Source organism: Peptoniphilaceae bacterium AMB_02, assembly GCA_036321625.1.
GTDB lineage: Bacteria > Bacillota > Clostridia > Tissierellales > Peptoniphilaceae > Microaceticoccus > Microaceticoccus formicicus.
The window spans coordinates 1,147,716-1,163,867 of the sequence record CP143259.1; the positions used below are offsets into that span (position 1 = coordinate 1,147,716).

General features: G+C 31.4%; 22 protein-coding genes. All 22 read right to left on the reverse strand.

All coding sequences use genetic code 11. The annotated features are described in order from the left end of the window. Positions 1-15 precede the first annotated feature (15 nt). Positions 16-2,064 (reverse strand): bifunctional 4-hydroxy-3-methylbut-2-enyl diphosphate reductase/30S ribosomal protein S1, encoded by a 2,049-nt coding sequence (locus tag VZL98_05585; GenBank protein ID WVH64401.1) that lies wholly within the window; start codon positions 2,062-2,064, stop codon positions 16-18. Between the two features lie 3 nt (positions 2,065-2,067). Beyond that, positions 2,068-2,637, reverse strand: a complete 570-nt coding sequence (locus tag VZL98_05590; GenBank protein ID WVH64402.1) for a lysophospholipid acyltransferase family protein — start codon at positions 2,635-2,637, stop codon at positions 2,068-2,070. Next, positions 2,627-3,277 (reverse strand): (d)CMP kinase, encoded by a 651-nt coding sequence (gene cmk / locus VZL98_05595; protein WVH64403.1) that lies wholly within the window; start codon positions 3,275-3,277, stop codon positions 2,627-2,629. The genes VZL98_05590 and cmk overlap by 11 nt, the downstream gene beginning before the upstream one ends. Next, on the reverse strand, positions 3,277-4,503 hold the full coding sequence (locus tag VZL98_05600; protein WVH64404.1) for an NAD(P)/FAD-dependent oxidoreductase: 1,227 nt from the start codon (positions 4,501-4,503) through the stop codon (positions 3,277-3,279). Before VZL98_05600 ends, cmk begins: the two co-directional genes overlap by 1 nt. Further along, positions 4,503-5,102, reverse strand: a complete 600-nt coding sequence (locus tag VZL98_05605; protein WVH64543.1) for a class I SAM-dependent methyltransferase — start codon at positions 5,100-5,102, stop codon at positions 4,503-4,505. Before VZL98_05605 ends, VZL98_05600 begins: the two co-directional genes overlap by 1 nt. Next, a complete protein-coding gene (locus VZL98_05610; protein ID WVH64405.1) occupies positions 5,068-5,430 on the reverse strand; it encodes a hypothetical protein in 363 nt (120 codons plus the stop codon). The genes VZL98_05605 and VZL98_05610 overlap by 35 nt, the downstream gene beginning before the upstream one ends. Then, positions 5,430-6,134, reverse strand: a complete 705-nt coding sequence (locus VZL98_05615) for a pseudouridine synthase (GenBank protein WVH64406.1) — start codon at positions 6,132-6,134, stop codon at positions 5,430-5,432. The genes VZL98_05610 and VZL98_05615 overlap by 1 nt, the downstream gene beginning before the upstream one ends. Continuing rightward, entirely contained in the window at positions 6,124-6,681 is a 558-nt protein-coding gene (scpB, locus tag VZL98_05620) for an SMC-Scp complex subunit ScpB (protein ID WVH64407.1), read from the reverse strand. The genes VZL98_05615 and scpB overlap by 11 nt, the downstream gene beginning before the upstream one ends. After that, entirely contained in the window at positions 6,668-7,387 is a 720-nt protein-coding gene (locus VZL98_05625; protein ID WVH64408.1) for a segregation/condensation protein A, read from the reverse strand. The genes scpB and VZL98_05625 overlap by 14 nt, the downstream gene beginning before the upstream one ends. Beyond that, on the reverse strand, positions 7,384-8,016 hold the full coding sequence (locus VZL98_05630; protein WVH64409.1) for a site-2 protease family protein: 633 nt from the start codon (positions 8,014-8,016) through the stop codon (positions 7,384-7,386). The genes VZL98_05625 and VZL98_05630 overlap by 4 nt, the downstream gene beginning before the upstream one ends. Further along, complete coding sequence (locus tag VZL98_05635; protein ID WVH64410.1) at positions 8,003-8,551, reverse strand: NUDIX hydrolase; 549 nt, start codon at positions 8,549-8,551, stop codon at positions 8,003-8,005. The genes VZL98_05630 and VZL98_05635 overlap by 14 nt, the downstream gene beginning before the upstream one ends. 15 nt (positions 8,552-8,566) lie before the next feature. After that, positions 8,567-9,127 carry a hypothetical protein gene (locus tag VZL98_05640; protein ID WVH64411.1) on the reverse strand — a complete coding sequence of 187 codons (561 nt, stop codon included), beginning with the start codon at positions 9,125-9,127 and terminating at the stop codon, positions 8,567-8,569. Further along, positions 9,111-10,250, reverse strand: a complete 1,140-nt coding sequence (locus VZL98_05645; protein ID WVH64412.1) for an AAA family ATPase — start codon at positions 10,248-10,250, stop codon at positions 9,111-9,113. Before VZL98_05645 ends, VZL98_05640 begins: the two co-directional genes overlap by 17 nt. 1 nt (position 10,251) lies before the next feature. After that, positions 10,252-10,704 (reverse strand): arginine repressor, encoded by a 453-nt coding sequence (gene argR / locus VZL98_05650; protein WVH64413.1) that lies wholly within the window; start codon positions 10,702-10,704, stop codon positions 10,252-10,254. A gap of 27 nt (positions 10,705-10,731) precedes the next feature. Then, entirely contained in the window at positions 10,732-11,577 is an 846-nt protein-coding gene (locus VZL98_05655) for a polyprenyl synthetase family protein (protein ID WVH64414.1), read from the reverse strand. Then, positions 11,570-11,794 carry an exodeoxyribonuclease VII small subunit gene (gene xseB / locus VZL98_05660; protein WVH64415.1) on the reverse strand — a complete coding sequence of 75 codons (225 nt, stop codon included), beginning with the start codon at positions 11,792-11,794 and terminating at the stop codon, positions 11,570-11,572. The genes VZL98_05655 and xseB overlap by 8 nt, the downstream gene beginning before the upstream one ends. Beyond that, the gene (gene xseA, locus VZL98_05665; GenBank protein WVH64416.1) at positions 11,791-12,987 is read right to left on the reverse strand and encodes an exodeoxyribonuclease VII large subunit; all 1,197 of its coding nucleotides are present in this window, start codon (positions 12,985-12,987) and stop codon (positions 11,791-11,793) included. Before xseA ends, xseB begins: the two co-directional genes overlap by 4 nt. Then, positions 12,984-13,394 carry a transcription antitermination factor NusB gene (gene nusB / locus VZL98_05670; GenBank protein WVH64417.1) on the reverse strand — a complete coding sequence of 137 codons (411 nt, stop codon included), beginning with the start codon at positions 13,392-13,394 and terminating at the stop codon, positions 12,984-12,986. Before nusB ends, xseA begins: the two co-directional genes overlap by 4 nt. A 21-nt stretch (positions 13,395-13,415) precedes the next feature. Continuing rightward, complete coding sequence (locus VZL98_05675) at positions 13,416-13,742, reverse strand: Asp23/Gls24 family envelope stress response protein (GenBank protein ID WVH64418.1); 327 nt, start codon at positions 13,740-13,742, stop codon at positions 13,416-13,418. Positions 13,743-13,853: 111 nt separating this feature from the next. Then, positions 13,854-14,177 carry a hypothetical protein gene (locus VZL98_05680; GenBank protein WVH64419.1) on the reverse strand — a complete coding sequence of 108 codons (324 nt, stop codon included), beginning with the start codon at positions 14,175-14,177 and terminating at the stop codon, positions 13,854-13,856. Between the two features lie 18 nt (positions 14,178-14,195). Continuing rightward, entirely contained in the window at positions 14,196-14,753 is a 558-nt protein-coding gene (efp, locus tag VZL98_05685; GenBank protein ID WVH64420.1) for an elongation factor P, read from the reverse strand. Positions 14,754-14,842: 89 nt separating this feature from the next. Further along, positions 14,843-16,150 (reverse strand): histidine--tRNA ligase, encoded by a 1,308-nt coding sequence (gene hisS, locus VZL98_05690; protein WVH64421.1) that lies wholly within the window; start codon positions 16,148-16,150, stop codon positions 14,843-14,845. Between the last annotated feature and the right edge of the window lie 2 nt (positions 16,151-16,152).

Here is a 16,152-nt window from a genome sequence, read left to right on the forward strand (position 1 = left end):
AAATTCAAATTAAAATTACTCTTCTTCTGTTAAATTATCAAAGTCTAACAGTGCTCCGATACTTGTATCAAGTTCTTGATTTCTAAAACCTTCAACCTTCTCAAAAGAATCATCTCTTTTTTCTCTTCTAGGTCTTTGAGTTTTCTTTTGTTCTTCTTGGACTGGTGCTTTTACATCCTTTGAAGGTTCTTTAGTTTCCTTTATACTTAATGCAATTCTCTTTTCTTCAGGATCTATATCAAGGATTTTAACTTCAACCTTGTCGTCAATATTTAATTCATCAGATGGTTTTTCAACATGCTCATCACTGATTTGTGAAACATGGACAAGTCCTTCAACACCTTCACTTAGTCTAATGAATGCACCGAAATCAACAAGATTAACAACTGTACCTTCTACAATATCCCCAACAGCATTGTTTTCAAGGAATGATTCAAAAGGTTTCTTTTGCAATTGTTTATAACCCAATGAAATTCTATTTTTCTCTTTATTTTTTCTAAGAACAATAACTTCTATTTCATCATCCTTATTTAGTACTTCGTTTGGATGTTTAATTCTATTCCAAGAAATGTCTGATACATGAACAAGTCCGTCAACGCCACCAAGATCAACGAAAGCTCCAAAATCGGTTAATCTAGCAACTTTACCTGTAACTACTTTATTTACTTCAAGAGTATCCCAAATGGCATCTATTTTCTTTTGGTTTTCCTCTTCTTCAATAACTCTTTTTGACACTACTAGTCTACGTTTTTTCTCATCAGCACTTATGATACGGCATTCCATATCTTGACCGATAAATTGTTTTAAATCTTGTACAAAAGTAGTTGTAATTTGAGAACCCGGTAAAAATGCTACTATTCCCATAACAGTACCCAATAAACCACCTTTTACTTCCTTGGTTACATGTACAGTTACGGTTTCTCCTGCTTTGTAGGAATCAAGTAATTTTTGCCAATTCTTAAGACCTTCAACTCTTCTTGTTGACAATACTACATTACCGTCACCATCATCTAGTTTGATAACATAGACTTCAATTTCTTGACCTTCTTCAAATAAATCTTTTGGTTTTGCATCTGGATCTGTTGAAAGTTCATCGAGCTTTACGATACCATCAGATTTATAGTTAATATTAACTATAACCTCATCGTCTGTAACATAGATGATTTCTCCCTTTACGATATCTTTCGGGTAGATCCTCGTCATACTACCGTCAACTTGCTCCATAAACTCGTCTTTACTATAGTTTTCCATAAAATTTGCGACCTCCTCTATAATCCAGCTAGGAGTAGATGCTCCCGCTGTTATCCCAATACTATTGTACTTAATAAACTCATATAAATCAAGGTCTTCGTAAGATTCTATCAAATATGTGTGTTTACAATGCTCTTTTGCAATATTATAGAGCTTTTTAGTATTGGAACTGTTTTTTCCTCCAATTACAATCATTGCATCTACCGTTTTGGACAGTTCCATACATGAATCTTGTCTTTTTTTGGTAGCATTACAAATAGTGTTGGAGACAATAACATTGTTATTATTATCTACTATTATATCAGATATTCTCTTAAAATTATCAAATATATTCGTAGTTTGTGAAATTAAATAAATTTTTTCTAGATTTTTTATCTTCAAGGCTTCTTCTTCGTTTTCTACAATGATGGCAGAATTCGAAACATGTCCATTTAGTGCAATAATTTCTGGATGTTCTCGGGAACCGAAAATCACAATTTGGTAACCATTATTATAATGATCTATTATCTTATCATATATACTTAAAAGTACAGGACAAGTACAATCAATCACAGTATTTCCTTTTGTTCTTAGTAATTCTTTATCACTGACTGAAGCGCCATGTGACCTGACAATTACATGCTTATTGATTGGAATATCTTGATCGTATTGCATTAATCCCTTCTCAGCCATTTTTTCTGTTACATGGCGATTGTGAACTAAATCCCCGGAAATATAAACATCTTTATATTCGGACAGTGTATCTTCTGTCATTTCTACCGCTCTTTTGACTCCGAAACAAAAACCTGCATTATCTGCAATTTTAATTATCATTACCTATTCCTCAATCTTATATATTGCTTTATAAATGTCTTCTGAAATATGCTGATTTATGTTCTCAGCGCTTAAATCATAATCTTCAATATGAATTATATCTCTAAAAAAGACATCGACTCTTGAAAAAAACTTGTAATCAGTGACAATATTTACCGGTTGAATATCACTTTTTCCTCTTGAGGCTAACAAGCCTACTCCCGGTTTTATATTATCTAATGAAACCGTAGTAACTCTTGTTCCTTCAGGAAATATTCCCAAGACTTTATCGTTTTTTAGAATTCCAAGTGCATCTTTTATAGCTTTAAAATCTGCTTTACTTCGATCGACAGGAAAAGCTCCAATTTTTCTAAATAGCCAATTTGTAAAACTATTTTCGAAAAGTTCTTTTTTTGCCATAAAGGATAATTGCCTATTAGTTGTAACTGCAAGAATTACAGGATCTAGCAGACTATTGTGATTAGAGCAAAGTATTAATCTACCTTCAGGAAGTTTATTATTACCATGTATTTTAACTCTAAATACTATTTTTACTATAATCGATATGATAAAAACTAAAACATTATATAGCATTGTTTTCTCCTAATATACAACCTAGCATTTTATCAATGGTCTCCTTTATTGTTAAATCTGTAGAGTCGATTATTGTTGCGTTCTTCGGTATCACAAGTGGTGAGATTTCTCTATTCATATCATAAGCATCTCTTCGTATGATATCTTTTAAAATCTCTTCATAGGTATCTGAACTGGAATCCTTATACTGAAGATGTCTTCTTCTCGCTCTTTCTTGTTCGCTGGCCGTTAAGTAAAACTTAAATTCAGCATTAGGAAGCACAACTGATCCTATATCTCTTCCGTCTAAAACTATATCAGTATTATCGGAAATCTCTCTTTGAAGTTCAACTAAAAATGTTCTAACACAATCATAACTAGAAACCAGAGAAACATTTCTGGTTACTTGTTTTGATCTTATATCCATATTGGTTTCAGAATCCAAGAGTTTAAACTCATCTTTTAGAGTTCCATTTTTCTGTATCAGTTTACATACCAGGTCTTTATTTGTTAAATCTATCTTATTATTTATTAAATAAAGTGTGATATAACGGTACATTGCACCGGTATCCAAATACTCATATCCTAGTCTATTTGCTAGTTTTTTAGCTATTGTACTCTTACCGGCACCTGATGGACCATCTATAGTTATTGCTGTCATTAATTATTATCTCCTTTCGAATGTGTTCCGGCGACATAAGCGGTTGAAAAAGCAATTTGTAAATTATAACCGCCTGTATTTGCATCTACATCAATAATTTCTCCGGCGAAGTATAATCCTGCTACTATCTTACTTTCCATGGTAGAGGGATTAATCTCATTAACATTTACTCCGCCACGCGTAATAATAGCTTCGTCAATAGGTCTTAAAGAACTAAAAGTCATTTTCATAGACTTAAAAACTTTCAACAAACTGATTCGTTCGGCCTTTGAAATCTGATGTACCGGTTTGTCGGGATTTATTCCAGACAGTTCGAGAATTATCGGTATTAAAGAACTTATTGTCAAATCAGAAAGTGCATTTTTAATAGCTTTATTCTTATATTTCTCAAAATCCCTTAATATTCTTTTATCCAAAATATCTTCGGCCAAAGCGGGCTTTAAATCCAAATAAAATTCGTAATCATGCTTAGGTTCAATATGATTACTAAGAGTTAGAACTATTGGACCAGATATACCATAGTGTGAAAATATCATCTCTCCAAATTCAGAGTATATCTCTTTATTATTTTCTACTAATGACAATTCAACATTTTTAAGACTAACACCTGTAAGAGATTTTACCCATTTTTCTTTTATTTCAATTGGGACTAAAGAAGGAAGCGGTTTAATGATTTCATGTCCAAGACTTTTTGCTAATTCATATCCGGAACCATCCGATCCGGTTCTAGAATATGACATGCCTCCGGTTGCGATAATACAGATATCAGAAATAAATTCTCCATCATTTGTATTTATTATAAAATTATCACCGGTCTTATTAATTCCGGTTACCTTTGTATTGAACACAACTTCAATCTTTCTTTTATTGAGTTCTTTCCTTAATACATCAATTACATCAAAGGCACTATCCGTTTCCGGAAAGACTCTATCCCCTCTTTCAGTTTTCAGCTTTAATCCATTTGTTTCAAAAAAATCAATTAAATTCTCATTAGTAAAAGTAAAAAATGGACCATACATAAATTCACTATTGGATATAATTTGAGATATAAAGTCTCCAATATAGGAACTATTTGTAAGATTACACCTGCCTTTGCCAGTTATTGCAAGTTTTTTTCCTAATCTATCATTGGATTCCAAGATTATGACTTTATTGTCTTTAGTTTTGGCATTAATTGCAGCAAACATACCTGCCGGACCGCTGCCTATAATTGTTATTGTTTTCATCAGTTGAGCCTTTCTATTGCGATGAGTTTTGGCGGATGATTCTTTTGGTTAATAAAATTAAAGTTCATAGCATTGAACTGCTTTTGATCCAATCCGTTAATAAATTCAATTAAGTCAGAGTACTCCTTTTCTCCACCTGCATGACCGGTATATGCGGTTATGAAAACCAGTCCATTTTTATTCAAAAATTCTTTCAAGATGGTATTTAAGCTTGTAATAGTTGATATTGAAGAGGTTTTAATGCTTTTATCTCCCCCGGGCAAATAACCTAAATTATAAATGACCAGGTCAACTTTTGAATTAAGATATTTACCGACATTCATATGATCGTCTAGGATTAATTTATATCTCGCCTTAGAATGCTCTTTTGATAAATACTTTTTACTATTATTTATTGCATTTTCTTGTATGTCAAATCCAAATAAAAATGCATCAGGATACTTAGTAAGTAGCTTAAATGCATCATTCCCGTTACCTAGGGTCATGTCCACGATTATATTGACATCTAAACTGTAATTATCTAATAAAAAATACATTAGTTCGGTTGCATTTGGTTGAAGGATACTATCCATGCTTACATCCTTTACAAGTTTTAACATCCAGTACAAACAAATCCTCATGAGATGTTGGTATAGTAAAATCTTTGAAGTATTCTCTTGTGAATATCTTTGTATATTTTACACTTAAGGTATAATTTAGTGATCTTATAAAAAAGTCTATCTCCTCATCATTTAGTGAGTTGCATGATAGATGTTCTATGATTGCATATTCATCACAAAAATTGATAAAAGCAAATGAAATCATCATATCATCTTTGATCAATACATAGAATTTCGGTTTAAATTCTATGTTTAAATCAAAGGTAAAACCTTTATCATTGACTATTTCGTATATTTCATCTAACTTCGCAAGTCTTACTTGGTACATTATAAATCCTCCAGGTATTTTATTTCAGATTCAGTTAAAAGTCGAAACTCACCGGTTTTTAAATCGCCAATGGACAATTCTTCAATAGCAACTCTCATTAAATCAATAACCTCATAACCTAAGGCTGCAAACATCTTTCTGATTTGTCTGTTCCTGCCCTCGGATATATAAACTCTATATCGGAAACCATTTTTACTTGGATGTACTTTAATTTTTGCTTTGCAGATATATTTATTGTCAATCATAACTCCGCTTTCAAGTTTTTTTAAATCCTCGCTATTAAGTTTTTTATCGATAGACACTATATACTCTTTAACTATATTGTTTTTTGGGTGAGTTAATTTATAAGTTAGATCGCCATCATTAGTTAACAAAAGCAGTCCATGTGAATCGACATCTAATCTGCCTATAGGATAAACAGTATTGTACTTTTCCGGAAGTAGGTCTATAACAAATTTATCATAATGTGGATCATTAAGTGATGACATATAACCAATAGGTTTGTTTAGCATTAAATAATCGTTATTATGAATAAGATTAATAATTTTATTCGATACTCTAACTTCATTAACTGATGGTTCTACTTGAGTTGCAGGATTACTACATACTTGACCATCCACAGTGACTAAACCATCAAAGATTAATTCATCGGCTTTTCTTCTTGAACAGTAGCCCGATCTTGCAATATATTTATTAAGTCTCATTAATATCACTATCCGTTGCACTGATTTGATCTATAGCATTTATATTCGGTAATTTTTCGATATTTTCCAATCCGAAAACCCTTAAAAATTCATCTGTCGTTCCATATATTATTGGTCTACCGATTCTGTCCAGCTTTCCTAGTTCTTTTATGAGACCTCTTTCTAAAAGGGTATTTATACTGCTATTACTCTTTACCCCTCGTATTGATTCTATCTCAACCCTCGTTACAGGTTGCTTATAAGCTATAATTGATAGAGTCTCCATAGCAGAATTGGATAGCTGTTTTTCATCTTCTTCAATCATAAGTTTTTTTATATACTGATTGGCACTGGAAATAGTTACTAATTGGTAGCTATTATTTATTTTTTTAATGCAAGTTCCCCTTTGATTATTTTGAAATTCATCGATTAGCTCTTCCATGAGAGTTGTAGCTCGCGTTTTTGTAATCTCAAGTATTTCTGATATACTCTCAATTGAAAGAGGATCTCCCCAAAAAAATAGTAGCGCTTCAATTATTGACTTATATTCTCTATCATTCATCTTCATATTCTACATACCTCAAAGATATCTCATCCTTATTTTGATCCGCTTTGATTCTGTTTTGTCTTACCAATTCCAGAATAGCTATAAAGATGGTGATAACTTCTTGCTTACAAGAATCACTTTTAATAAGTGAACTCAAGCTGATTTTTTTTGATTTTCTTACCAGTTTTGTAATCTTACTGATATAATCCTCAATGACATACTCATCTCTATTGATTATCTCCTGATCGAAAATAATCTCATCATCTTTAAAACTGGATCTTTTTAAAAGCTCAGTAAAAACGTCTTTTAAAATATTTATATCTTCTTCTAAATTTATATTTATTGTTTCTGTTCTAATGCTCTCTTCCCTAAGCTTTGATAATTGTAAGCTCGATTTTTCTTGCAAGTCTTTTAAGAAGGTTGAAATCAGTTTTACCTTCTTGTACTCAATTAGCCTTTGAACAAGTTCATCTCTGGGATCACTCTCTTCCTCTTCATCGTCTAAATTAGGTATTAATAATTTTGATTTTATTTCCAAAAGAGTTGAAGCCATTACGATAAACTCAGCGATATTTTTTGCATCGGTACTTATTTTTTCAATATGATTGATATACTGTTCTGTAATTTCTTTAATTGGTATATCATATATATTTATTTTATTCTTTTCTATCAACTTTAAGAGAAGGTCCATAGGACCTTCATATTTTTCAATATTTACTTCAATCATTTTATTATAAAACCTGCTGCTATATTTACAAAAATTCTAAAAATAGTTTGAACAACTGGACCGATAATCGTATTAATTGTCCTTGTAAAAACTAAAAACAAAAGTAAGAAATAAAAGTATTTTTCATACATGTAAAATTTAACTTGAAATTGCGTTGGGAAAAACGAAACTACAAGTTTTGAACCATCCAGTGGCGGTAATGGCAATAAATTAAACACTGCAAAAGAAATGTTATATATAAGTAATAGAGCGAAAAACTCTGAAAACAAAACATTACTTTTATGATACAGTGTGTATACATATCCGAAAGAGGCAAAGAAAGCTAATACAAGATTCATACTTACTCCTGCAATAGAAACTAATATTATGCCCAAACGGCGAGGTTTAAGTCGATTAAAGTTTATCGGTACTGGATTTGCCCAACCGAATTTAAATATTAGCAATGATAAAACGCCAGGTAAATTAAGGTGTGCAAGAGGATTTAAGGTTAATCGACCCATCCTCTGAGCAGTATCATCACCAAGTGCTAATGCCATATAACCATGAGCAAGTTCATGGAGTACGATAGTAATTAATAGTGCTACAGCTGTGACGATAATTGTCTCTATATTGAGATTACTTAGATTCATTTTTATTCCTTAAAATCTCTAAATATTGTGCACCGATAATTGCTTTAGCATCAAATAATTCATAATTGTGTAGTTTTTCTATTAATTCATTTAAATCTATTTTGACTATCTCTAAAAATTCATCTTCATCACAGACCATGTCGGACGGAATTAAGTCACTTGCAACAAAAACATTGATTCTTTCATCTGTAAATCCAGGTGATGTATAAAAATCATAAATATATTCTATTTTATTAGCAGTATATCCGACTTCTTCTTGTAGTTCTCTAAGAGCAGCTTCTTTCGGGTCTTCACCTGACTCTACCAAACCGGCAGGAAACTCAAGAACAACTTTATCGATGGCTTTACGGTACTGTTTAACCATTAGTACGGAATTATCGTCCATTATCGGTATTATAACTACACTGCTTCCGTGTTCAACTATTTCTCTTTTAGAATATTTTCTATTTGGTAACTCGACCGTGTCCACTCTCAGGTTCAATATTTTACCTTCATAGACACGTTCTGATTTCATTGTTTTTTCTTCGTAATACATACTAACTCCTTAATACTACTCTTTTTGTGCGCTATTTAGTTGTTCGGTAGCGCTAGCTAATACAGATTTTGTTATATTTTTACCACCGATGAGTCTAGCGACTTCATTAATTCTCTCGTCGTAATTTAGGACCTTTAGAGATGTTTTTGTTAGACCGTTTTCGGTGTATTTATCTATTAAAATATGATGCTTACCTCTAACCGCAATTTGCGGTAAATGGGTAACCAGTAAAATTTGATAATTTTGAGCAAGTTTGGATATAACTTCACCGACAACTTGTGCTGTTATACCACTGACGCCTGTATCAATTTCATCCAAAATTAAAGTATCGATTGTATCTTTTTCAGCAGTAATTATCTTTAGTGCCAGCATAAACCTGGATAATTCTCCTCCCGAAGCTATATCAAAAAGGGATCTGGGGTTTTGACCTAAATTAAATGATGCCAAAAAGTTGATGTCATCCATACCTTTTTTATCTATTATATTTTTTTCAGAAAAAACAACCTTAAAAATTGAATTATCAAAATTTAACTGTTTTAATTCGCTTTGTATTGCTTTTTCAAACTTTGGAAGCATTGGCTTTTCTTATATCAGAAATATGTTTTGCTTTTGTGTGAATTTTGTTCTCAATGTCTTTAAGTAGAAGCTTTAAATTAATTAAATTTTCATCTTTTTTTTGGTATGAATCCAATTCCTTACGTGCTTCCTGTTCAAAAGAGAGAATTTTTTCGATGGAATCTCCGTATTTTCTCTTCAGGTTCTCAATAGATGTAATAATAGAATCCAGCTCGAATAGTCTTTCTTCATTATCAGATAAACTATCGTGATAATCTATTATTTCAAATTTTAAGTCATTGACAATAGATTCTAAGTCCACCAATTGCTTCAATATCGAGTTTAATGAGTCATCATATTTAAGAATTGAATTCAGTTCCCCAATTGAAGAGGATACCAATGAACTTATATCTTTTGAATCGTAACCTTCTGAGAGAAAAAATGATTTTATCTTTTGCATTGATTTAGAAATATCATGACTATTAGATAATTTTCTATGCTCAATGACAACCTCGTCAAAGTTTAGGTTATCAAGATGAAAAGAGGAAATTTCACTTATTTGATATTGTAAAACGTCAATTCTTCTCTGTGTTTCAGAAGGGTCAATATCAAGTTTATCAATTTCTCTTAGAATTTCTCTTTTATTACTAAGCAGTAAATCAAGCTTTGAAAGTTCTTCGTCAAACTTATCGTCAGCCAATGAATCAATAATCTCAATATAATTCTTCTTATCTAATAAAATTTGACTGCTATGTTGTGAATGAATATCAATAACTGAACTCATAATATCTTTAATGGTTGATAAATTAGTTTGTCTACCATTTATTCTAGCTATTGATTTTCCGTTTTTATATATTTCTCTTGTTACAATTACGAAATCTTCAAGTACCTCAATACCAAACTCTTCATGCAAACGTGTTCTAATATTTTCGCTTAAATTAAAGACTCCTTCGACTACAGCAGAATCCGAGTAGCTTCCAATCAAGTCTTTATTAGCTCGAGCACCGAGCAGTAATTCAACAGCTTCAATAATTATAGACTTCCCTGCTCCGGTTTCACCTGTTATTATATTGAGTCCGTTTTCAAAATTTGCACAGGTTCGTTCTATAATTGCAAAATTTGATATAAAGATTTCATTCAGCATTTTATTTCACTATGGATTTAATTGAGTCAATTATTGAATCAATTTGTGTTTTATCATCAACAGCTATAAAGATAGTATCATTACCGGTTATAATTCCGGTAATACCTTTTAATTTTGCATTCGTTATTGCAAGTCCACAAACTGTAGCAGTATTAGATATTGTCTTTACTATAATTAAATCTTCATTTCTTTTTATTGATAATACAGCAGATCTAAATATTTTTTCTAGTCTTTCATTTAGTGAATCATGAACTGTGTCAATAATGGCATATCTATAATCTCCGTCAGAAGTTTGAACTTTAGAGATTCTAAGCTCTTTTATATCTCTGGAGATTGTTGCCTGTGTTGCTCTTACACCATTGTCTTTAAGGTAATCCGACAATTCTTCCTGAGTTTGAATTATGTTTTCTTCAATTAAATCTAATATCAATCTTTGTCTAGTATATTTCTTCATTGTCCCTCCGAATGATAAATGATACCTTTACTTATCATTTATATACATTAATATTTGTTTTAATTCTTCAGTATCTCTTTTGAATACTATCGATAATTGTTTTAAGCAGTTTAAAGCTTCATTATAATGCATTTCTGCAAGATGCCTACCTTCTGTCATTCCAAGAGAAGTGACAACGGTAATTTTTCCTATTTGTATATCTCTTTCATAGTCCATCAAATCATCTAAGATTTGGAACATCAAACCCAAATGGTAAGCAAAATCACTGATGTACTTCTGTTCAATATCTGAAGCTCCACCAATAATAGAACCTGATACTAAAGCAGCATTGAACAAGTCAGAAGTTTTTCTGTTGTACATATTGATGAGTTCGTCTAAAGACAAAAGTCCATCCTCAATATCTATTACCTGACCGAGTATCATTCCATCAATGCCTGATCGCTTGGAAATCAAATTCATGGCTTTTAGTTTTCTATCGCGTAAATCAAAGTCTTTTGTATTTAGAGTGTCATTTAACATAATCGTATATGCATGAGTGAGCAAAGCATCGCCTGTTAATATGGCAGTTGCTTCGTCAAACTTCTTGTGAACGGTTTGTAAACCCCTACGATAATCATCATTATCCATAGATGGCAAATCATCATGTATCAATGAGTAATTATGGATTAATTCAATTCCCAAAGCAAAGCTAAGTACATCATCATATTCAGTATTATACATAGAATACGAAGTTAGCATTAGAATTGGTCTTAATCTCTTACCACCTGATAATACACTATAGGTAATTGACTCTTTTAATCCATTATCTCTATGAATATTATCACAAAGAGCAACAAGAGATTCTTCAATTATATTTTTATACTTATTAATCAATTTGATAACCACCCATACTTTCAAATTTTCCGTCTTTGTATACTTTTAAGTTCCCTATTTCTGTATCCAGTACGTCTTTTAGGGAAATATAAAGTTCCAAGCCTTCGTTATATAAACTGATATTGTCTTTTAAAGGCAGGTTCTCATCTTCTAAAAGTCTTACTATCTCCATTAATCTGTTCAAATTTTTTTCGTAATCGATTAATTCTATTTTCATTTAGACTCCTTTGAAATAACCTCGGCAGTGAAACTGCCATCTTTCAGATAAATATCAACCTTATTTCCTATTTTTATTTTGTCTATACTATCTATAATTTCTTCATTAGATAAAGTTAAACTGTACCCTTTATCGAGCATCTGTTTATTGTCATAATATCTTAATTTATTGTACAATGTTTCCAAACTGTTATTCTTAATAAAAATGTTTCGCGTTATTAAGTTCGTTAAATCTTTTAGGCGTATATCTAAATCTGTTTTTTTATTTTCTAGTTTTAATATGGGTGAATTAAACTTCAATTCTTTTTCAATGTACTCATATTGGTTGTATTCATTATTAATTCTCGATACAATAGCATTAATTAATCTTTGGTTAAGAAATTCCAGTTCACTTCTTAAATTCTGTATATCCGGAGCTACCAGCTCAGCTGATTCAGTAGGAGTTGCTGCCACTATATCGGATACAAAGTCTGTAAGAGTTGAATCTACATGATGTCCTATTGCCGACACCACAGGTATCTTCGATTTATGGATAAACCTTATTAAATCTTCATTATTAAACTCATTAAGATCTTCAAATGATCCTCCACCACGTGAAATAATAACAAACTCCACTAAATTATTGTTGTCAAAAAAATTAAGAGCTTCTATAATCTCGGGAACAGCATTTATGCCTTGTACTGAAGCAGGATATAAATAAAGTTCACAAATTGGGTATCTCCTTTTTATAACATTTAAAATATCCCTTAATGCAGCTCCGTTCAGTGAAGTAATCAAACCGATTTTTGAAGGAATTTGTGGGATGGTTTTCTTAATACCGGGTTCAAAAATTCCTTCTCTTTGTAATTTTTCTTTTAACTTTAAGAAATTCTGATATAATTTCCCATCACCACCGGTTTCTACATCTCTAACTATCAATTGGTATGAACTGCCTAAGGCATAAGTAGCAATTGAACCTGTAGCTTTAATGAGTTGACCGTCAGAAATCTTATCAGTTAAGTTTAAACTATAATTTCTAAACACAATACATCTTAGAGAGGCTTTTTCATCCTTTAGATTAAAAAAAATATTTCCACCTGAGTTAGCAAGATTAGATACTTCTCCTTCTACTGTTATATTTGAGAGAAATGACTCTCTTTTCAGTAGACTGGAAATATAATTGCTTAATTGACTGACTGTAATCGATATACTCATTTTTTATCTTCTAAGGATCTATAATATGAACCTAAGACTCCATTAATAAACCTATAGGATTCTTCAGTAGAGTACCTTTTGGCCATATCTACAGCTTCATTTATAGATACCCCTACAGGTATATCTTCAAGGTTGTTTATTTCATTAATGGCAACTCTTAGAATTGCCAAGTCAATTCGCGGTATCCTACTAGTTGTCCATCCTTTTAAAAACTTCTCAATAATTGTATCAAGATTATCTACATTGGTGATTAAAAGATTTAATGACTTGTCTATAAATTCTCTATCATCTAAATCTATCTTTTCTTCTTCCAATAAAAGTTCTAAATCATTTAAGTTATATTCTTGATTTATATCCATTTGGTACATATACTTCATTACAAATTCTCTAGCGTCTTTTCTACTCATTAGTAAATTCCAATCGTTTTATTAAACTATGCCATTAATAATTAAATTAACTTCTACTACCTCTAAACCGGTCATAGTTCTTACTTGATCGATAATTGCTTCTTGAACATCTTTTGCAACTTTTGGTATATTATGATTTACATCAATCAAAAGAGTTAGCTCAAGATATATTTTATTATCGATTATTTCCATTTTTATTCCTTTATTGTCTGCTGATTGTTTAGTATAAGAGAACGAATCTTCATTAAAGCCCACAACTTCATGAACACCTTCAATATCTAAAGCAGCTAAACCAGCAATTTTTATTATAATAAAATTTGAAATTTTGACAGTGCCATTTTTATTCATAATAATCCTCCTCTTTTTTGTATATTGTATCAGATTTTGTATAATTTTTCAATTGTTACAAAGTCTAGACAAGATTGTAAAAGAGGCGTATTTACGCCTCTTTTGCTAATTTTATTCATTTGATTCGTCTTCGTCCTGATTATAATATTCCATATCATCTTCAAACTCATAAAACTCATCGTCTAGGTCCAAATCATCGTAATCTTCGTCTATTCCGAAAATCTCATCTTCCATGTCAGCAAGATCTTCATCTACATAAGTTACATATTCTTCTAATTCATCTTGAGCTTCGTATAGATCTTCCATAGCTTCAGCCATCTCTTCTAAAGTTTCAATAATCTGTACTAGAACTTTACCCTCTTTAGAAGCATTTTCAAGCTCTAAACCGTCTGCCAAACCTCTTAGATAAGAAATTCTTTGATATAAATAATCCATTTTTACCCCCTAATATTATTAAACTCTTGATAGATATTCATTTGTACGAGTATCTATTTTTATTATGTCTCCATTATTAACAAATAACGGAACTTGTAGTACTGCACCGGTTTCAACCTTAGCTGATTTTGTAGCTCCTGTTGCAGTGTCACCTTTTACTCCCGGTTCAGTTTCAACAACTTCCAATTCTACAAAGTTCGGTGGACTTACATCAAAAGCCTTACCTTGATAAAATCTAATTGTAGCAGTATCATTCTCTTTTATATACTGCATAGCTTCTTCGACTAAAACTTTATCAATAGGTAATTGTTCATATGTTTCATTGTCCATAAAGTAGTAGAGTTGATCGTCATTGTATAAGTACTGCATCTCTTTGTTTTCAATTCGAGCTAGTGGATATCTGTCACTCGGATTAAAAGTGGTGTCTCTGGTCCCTCCACTCATGACAGATCTTATTTTCGCACGAACAAATGCTGCGCCTTTTCCCGGCTTTACATGTTGGAAATCTATAACTTGAAATACGTCTCCGTCCATTTCAAATGTCATACCTTTTCTAAAATCATTAGGTGAAATCATTTAATACCTCCTTGGCATTTAATATCATAATTATTATATCAATTTAATGAATAATTCTCAACAGATTTAAGCTATAAGCTTTTGGTAATCTATGATTTGAGGACTTTTATAGCTTCTTCAAGTGATACAGTATTTTGTTCGCCTGTTGTCATGTTTTTCAAAGATACAGTATTATCATTCAACTCATTTTCTCCTATGATAATAATATACGGAATATTAAGCTTGTTTGCATAAGATAGTTTTTTTCTAAATTTTCCCTCTTCGAAATAGACTTGACCTATAATATCGTTATTTCTTAATTCATTTAGAACTTCTATACCTCTTTCGTAGCAGTTCTCCATTGGAAAAACAATAACATCCGATACAGGTTTTACCGGTAAATTTATCAAATCAGCATCTTTTAACTGATAAAATAGTCTGGTTAAACCTATACTTATTCCAACACCTGGCAATGACTTTTTGGTGTAATTGGATGCTAAATCTTCATACCTACCACCTGAACAAACACTTCCAATTGACTCATAATTATTTAAAAATGTTTCATATACAGTTCCGGTATAATAATCTAGTCCTCTCGTAATCGACATATCCAGTTTAATATTCTCGTCAGGAAGATTATAAAGTCTCATATATTTATATACATCTCTGAGTTCTTCGACACCTTCCATAAATAATGGGTTATCAATATTAAGACCTTTTAGATGCTCAATAGTTTCAGTATTAGAGCCTTTAAAAGTTATAAAGTCGAGTACAACTTCAACCTTTTCTTTAGAATTAAGTATTTCAAAAAGCATTTCCCTCATATCTTCTTCGGTAACTTTAGCTATCTTGTCTATGGCTCTTAAAACTGCTGTAAAGTCCATTATGCCATGGTGATTCAAAAAACCGTTAAGGACTTTCCTATTATTTATATGGAATCTCAAATCAGTAAATTGTAATGATTTAAAGATATCATAGATAACTACTGGAATCTCTGCATCATTTCTTATATCAAGAGTTTCGTCACCTATGATATCAATATCACATTGATAGAACTCTTTAAATCTTCCTCTTTGGCTCCTCTCTCCTCTATATACCTTTCCAATATGGTATCTTCTAAATGGAAATTCGAGCTCGTGATAGTGTTCTGCAACATATCTGGCTAGAGGAACGGTTAAATCGAATCTCAACGCCATATCACGAGAACTGCTTTCGATATGAAAAACTTGTTTTGATGTTTCTCCTCCACCTTTTGCCAACAATACTTCAGTTTTTTCAATAATAGGCGTATCGATTGGTAAATAAGAATATTTTTTAAAACATTCTTCAATATTTTTTTTCATTCCATTAAATAAGATTTGATCTTCAGGCAATAATTCCATAAAACCTGAAAGAATTGACGGATTTACAATTGTCATAA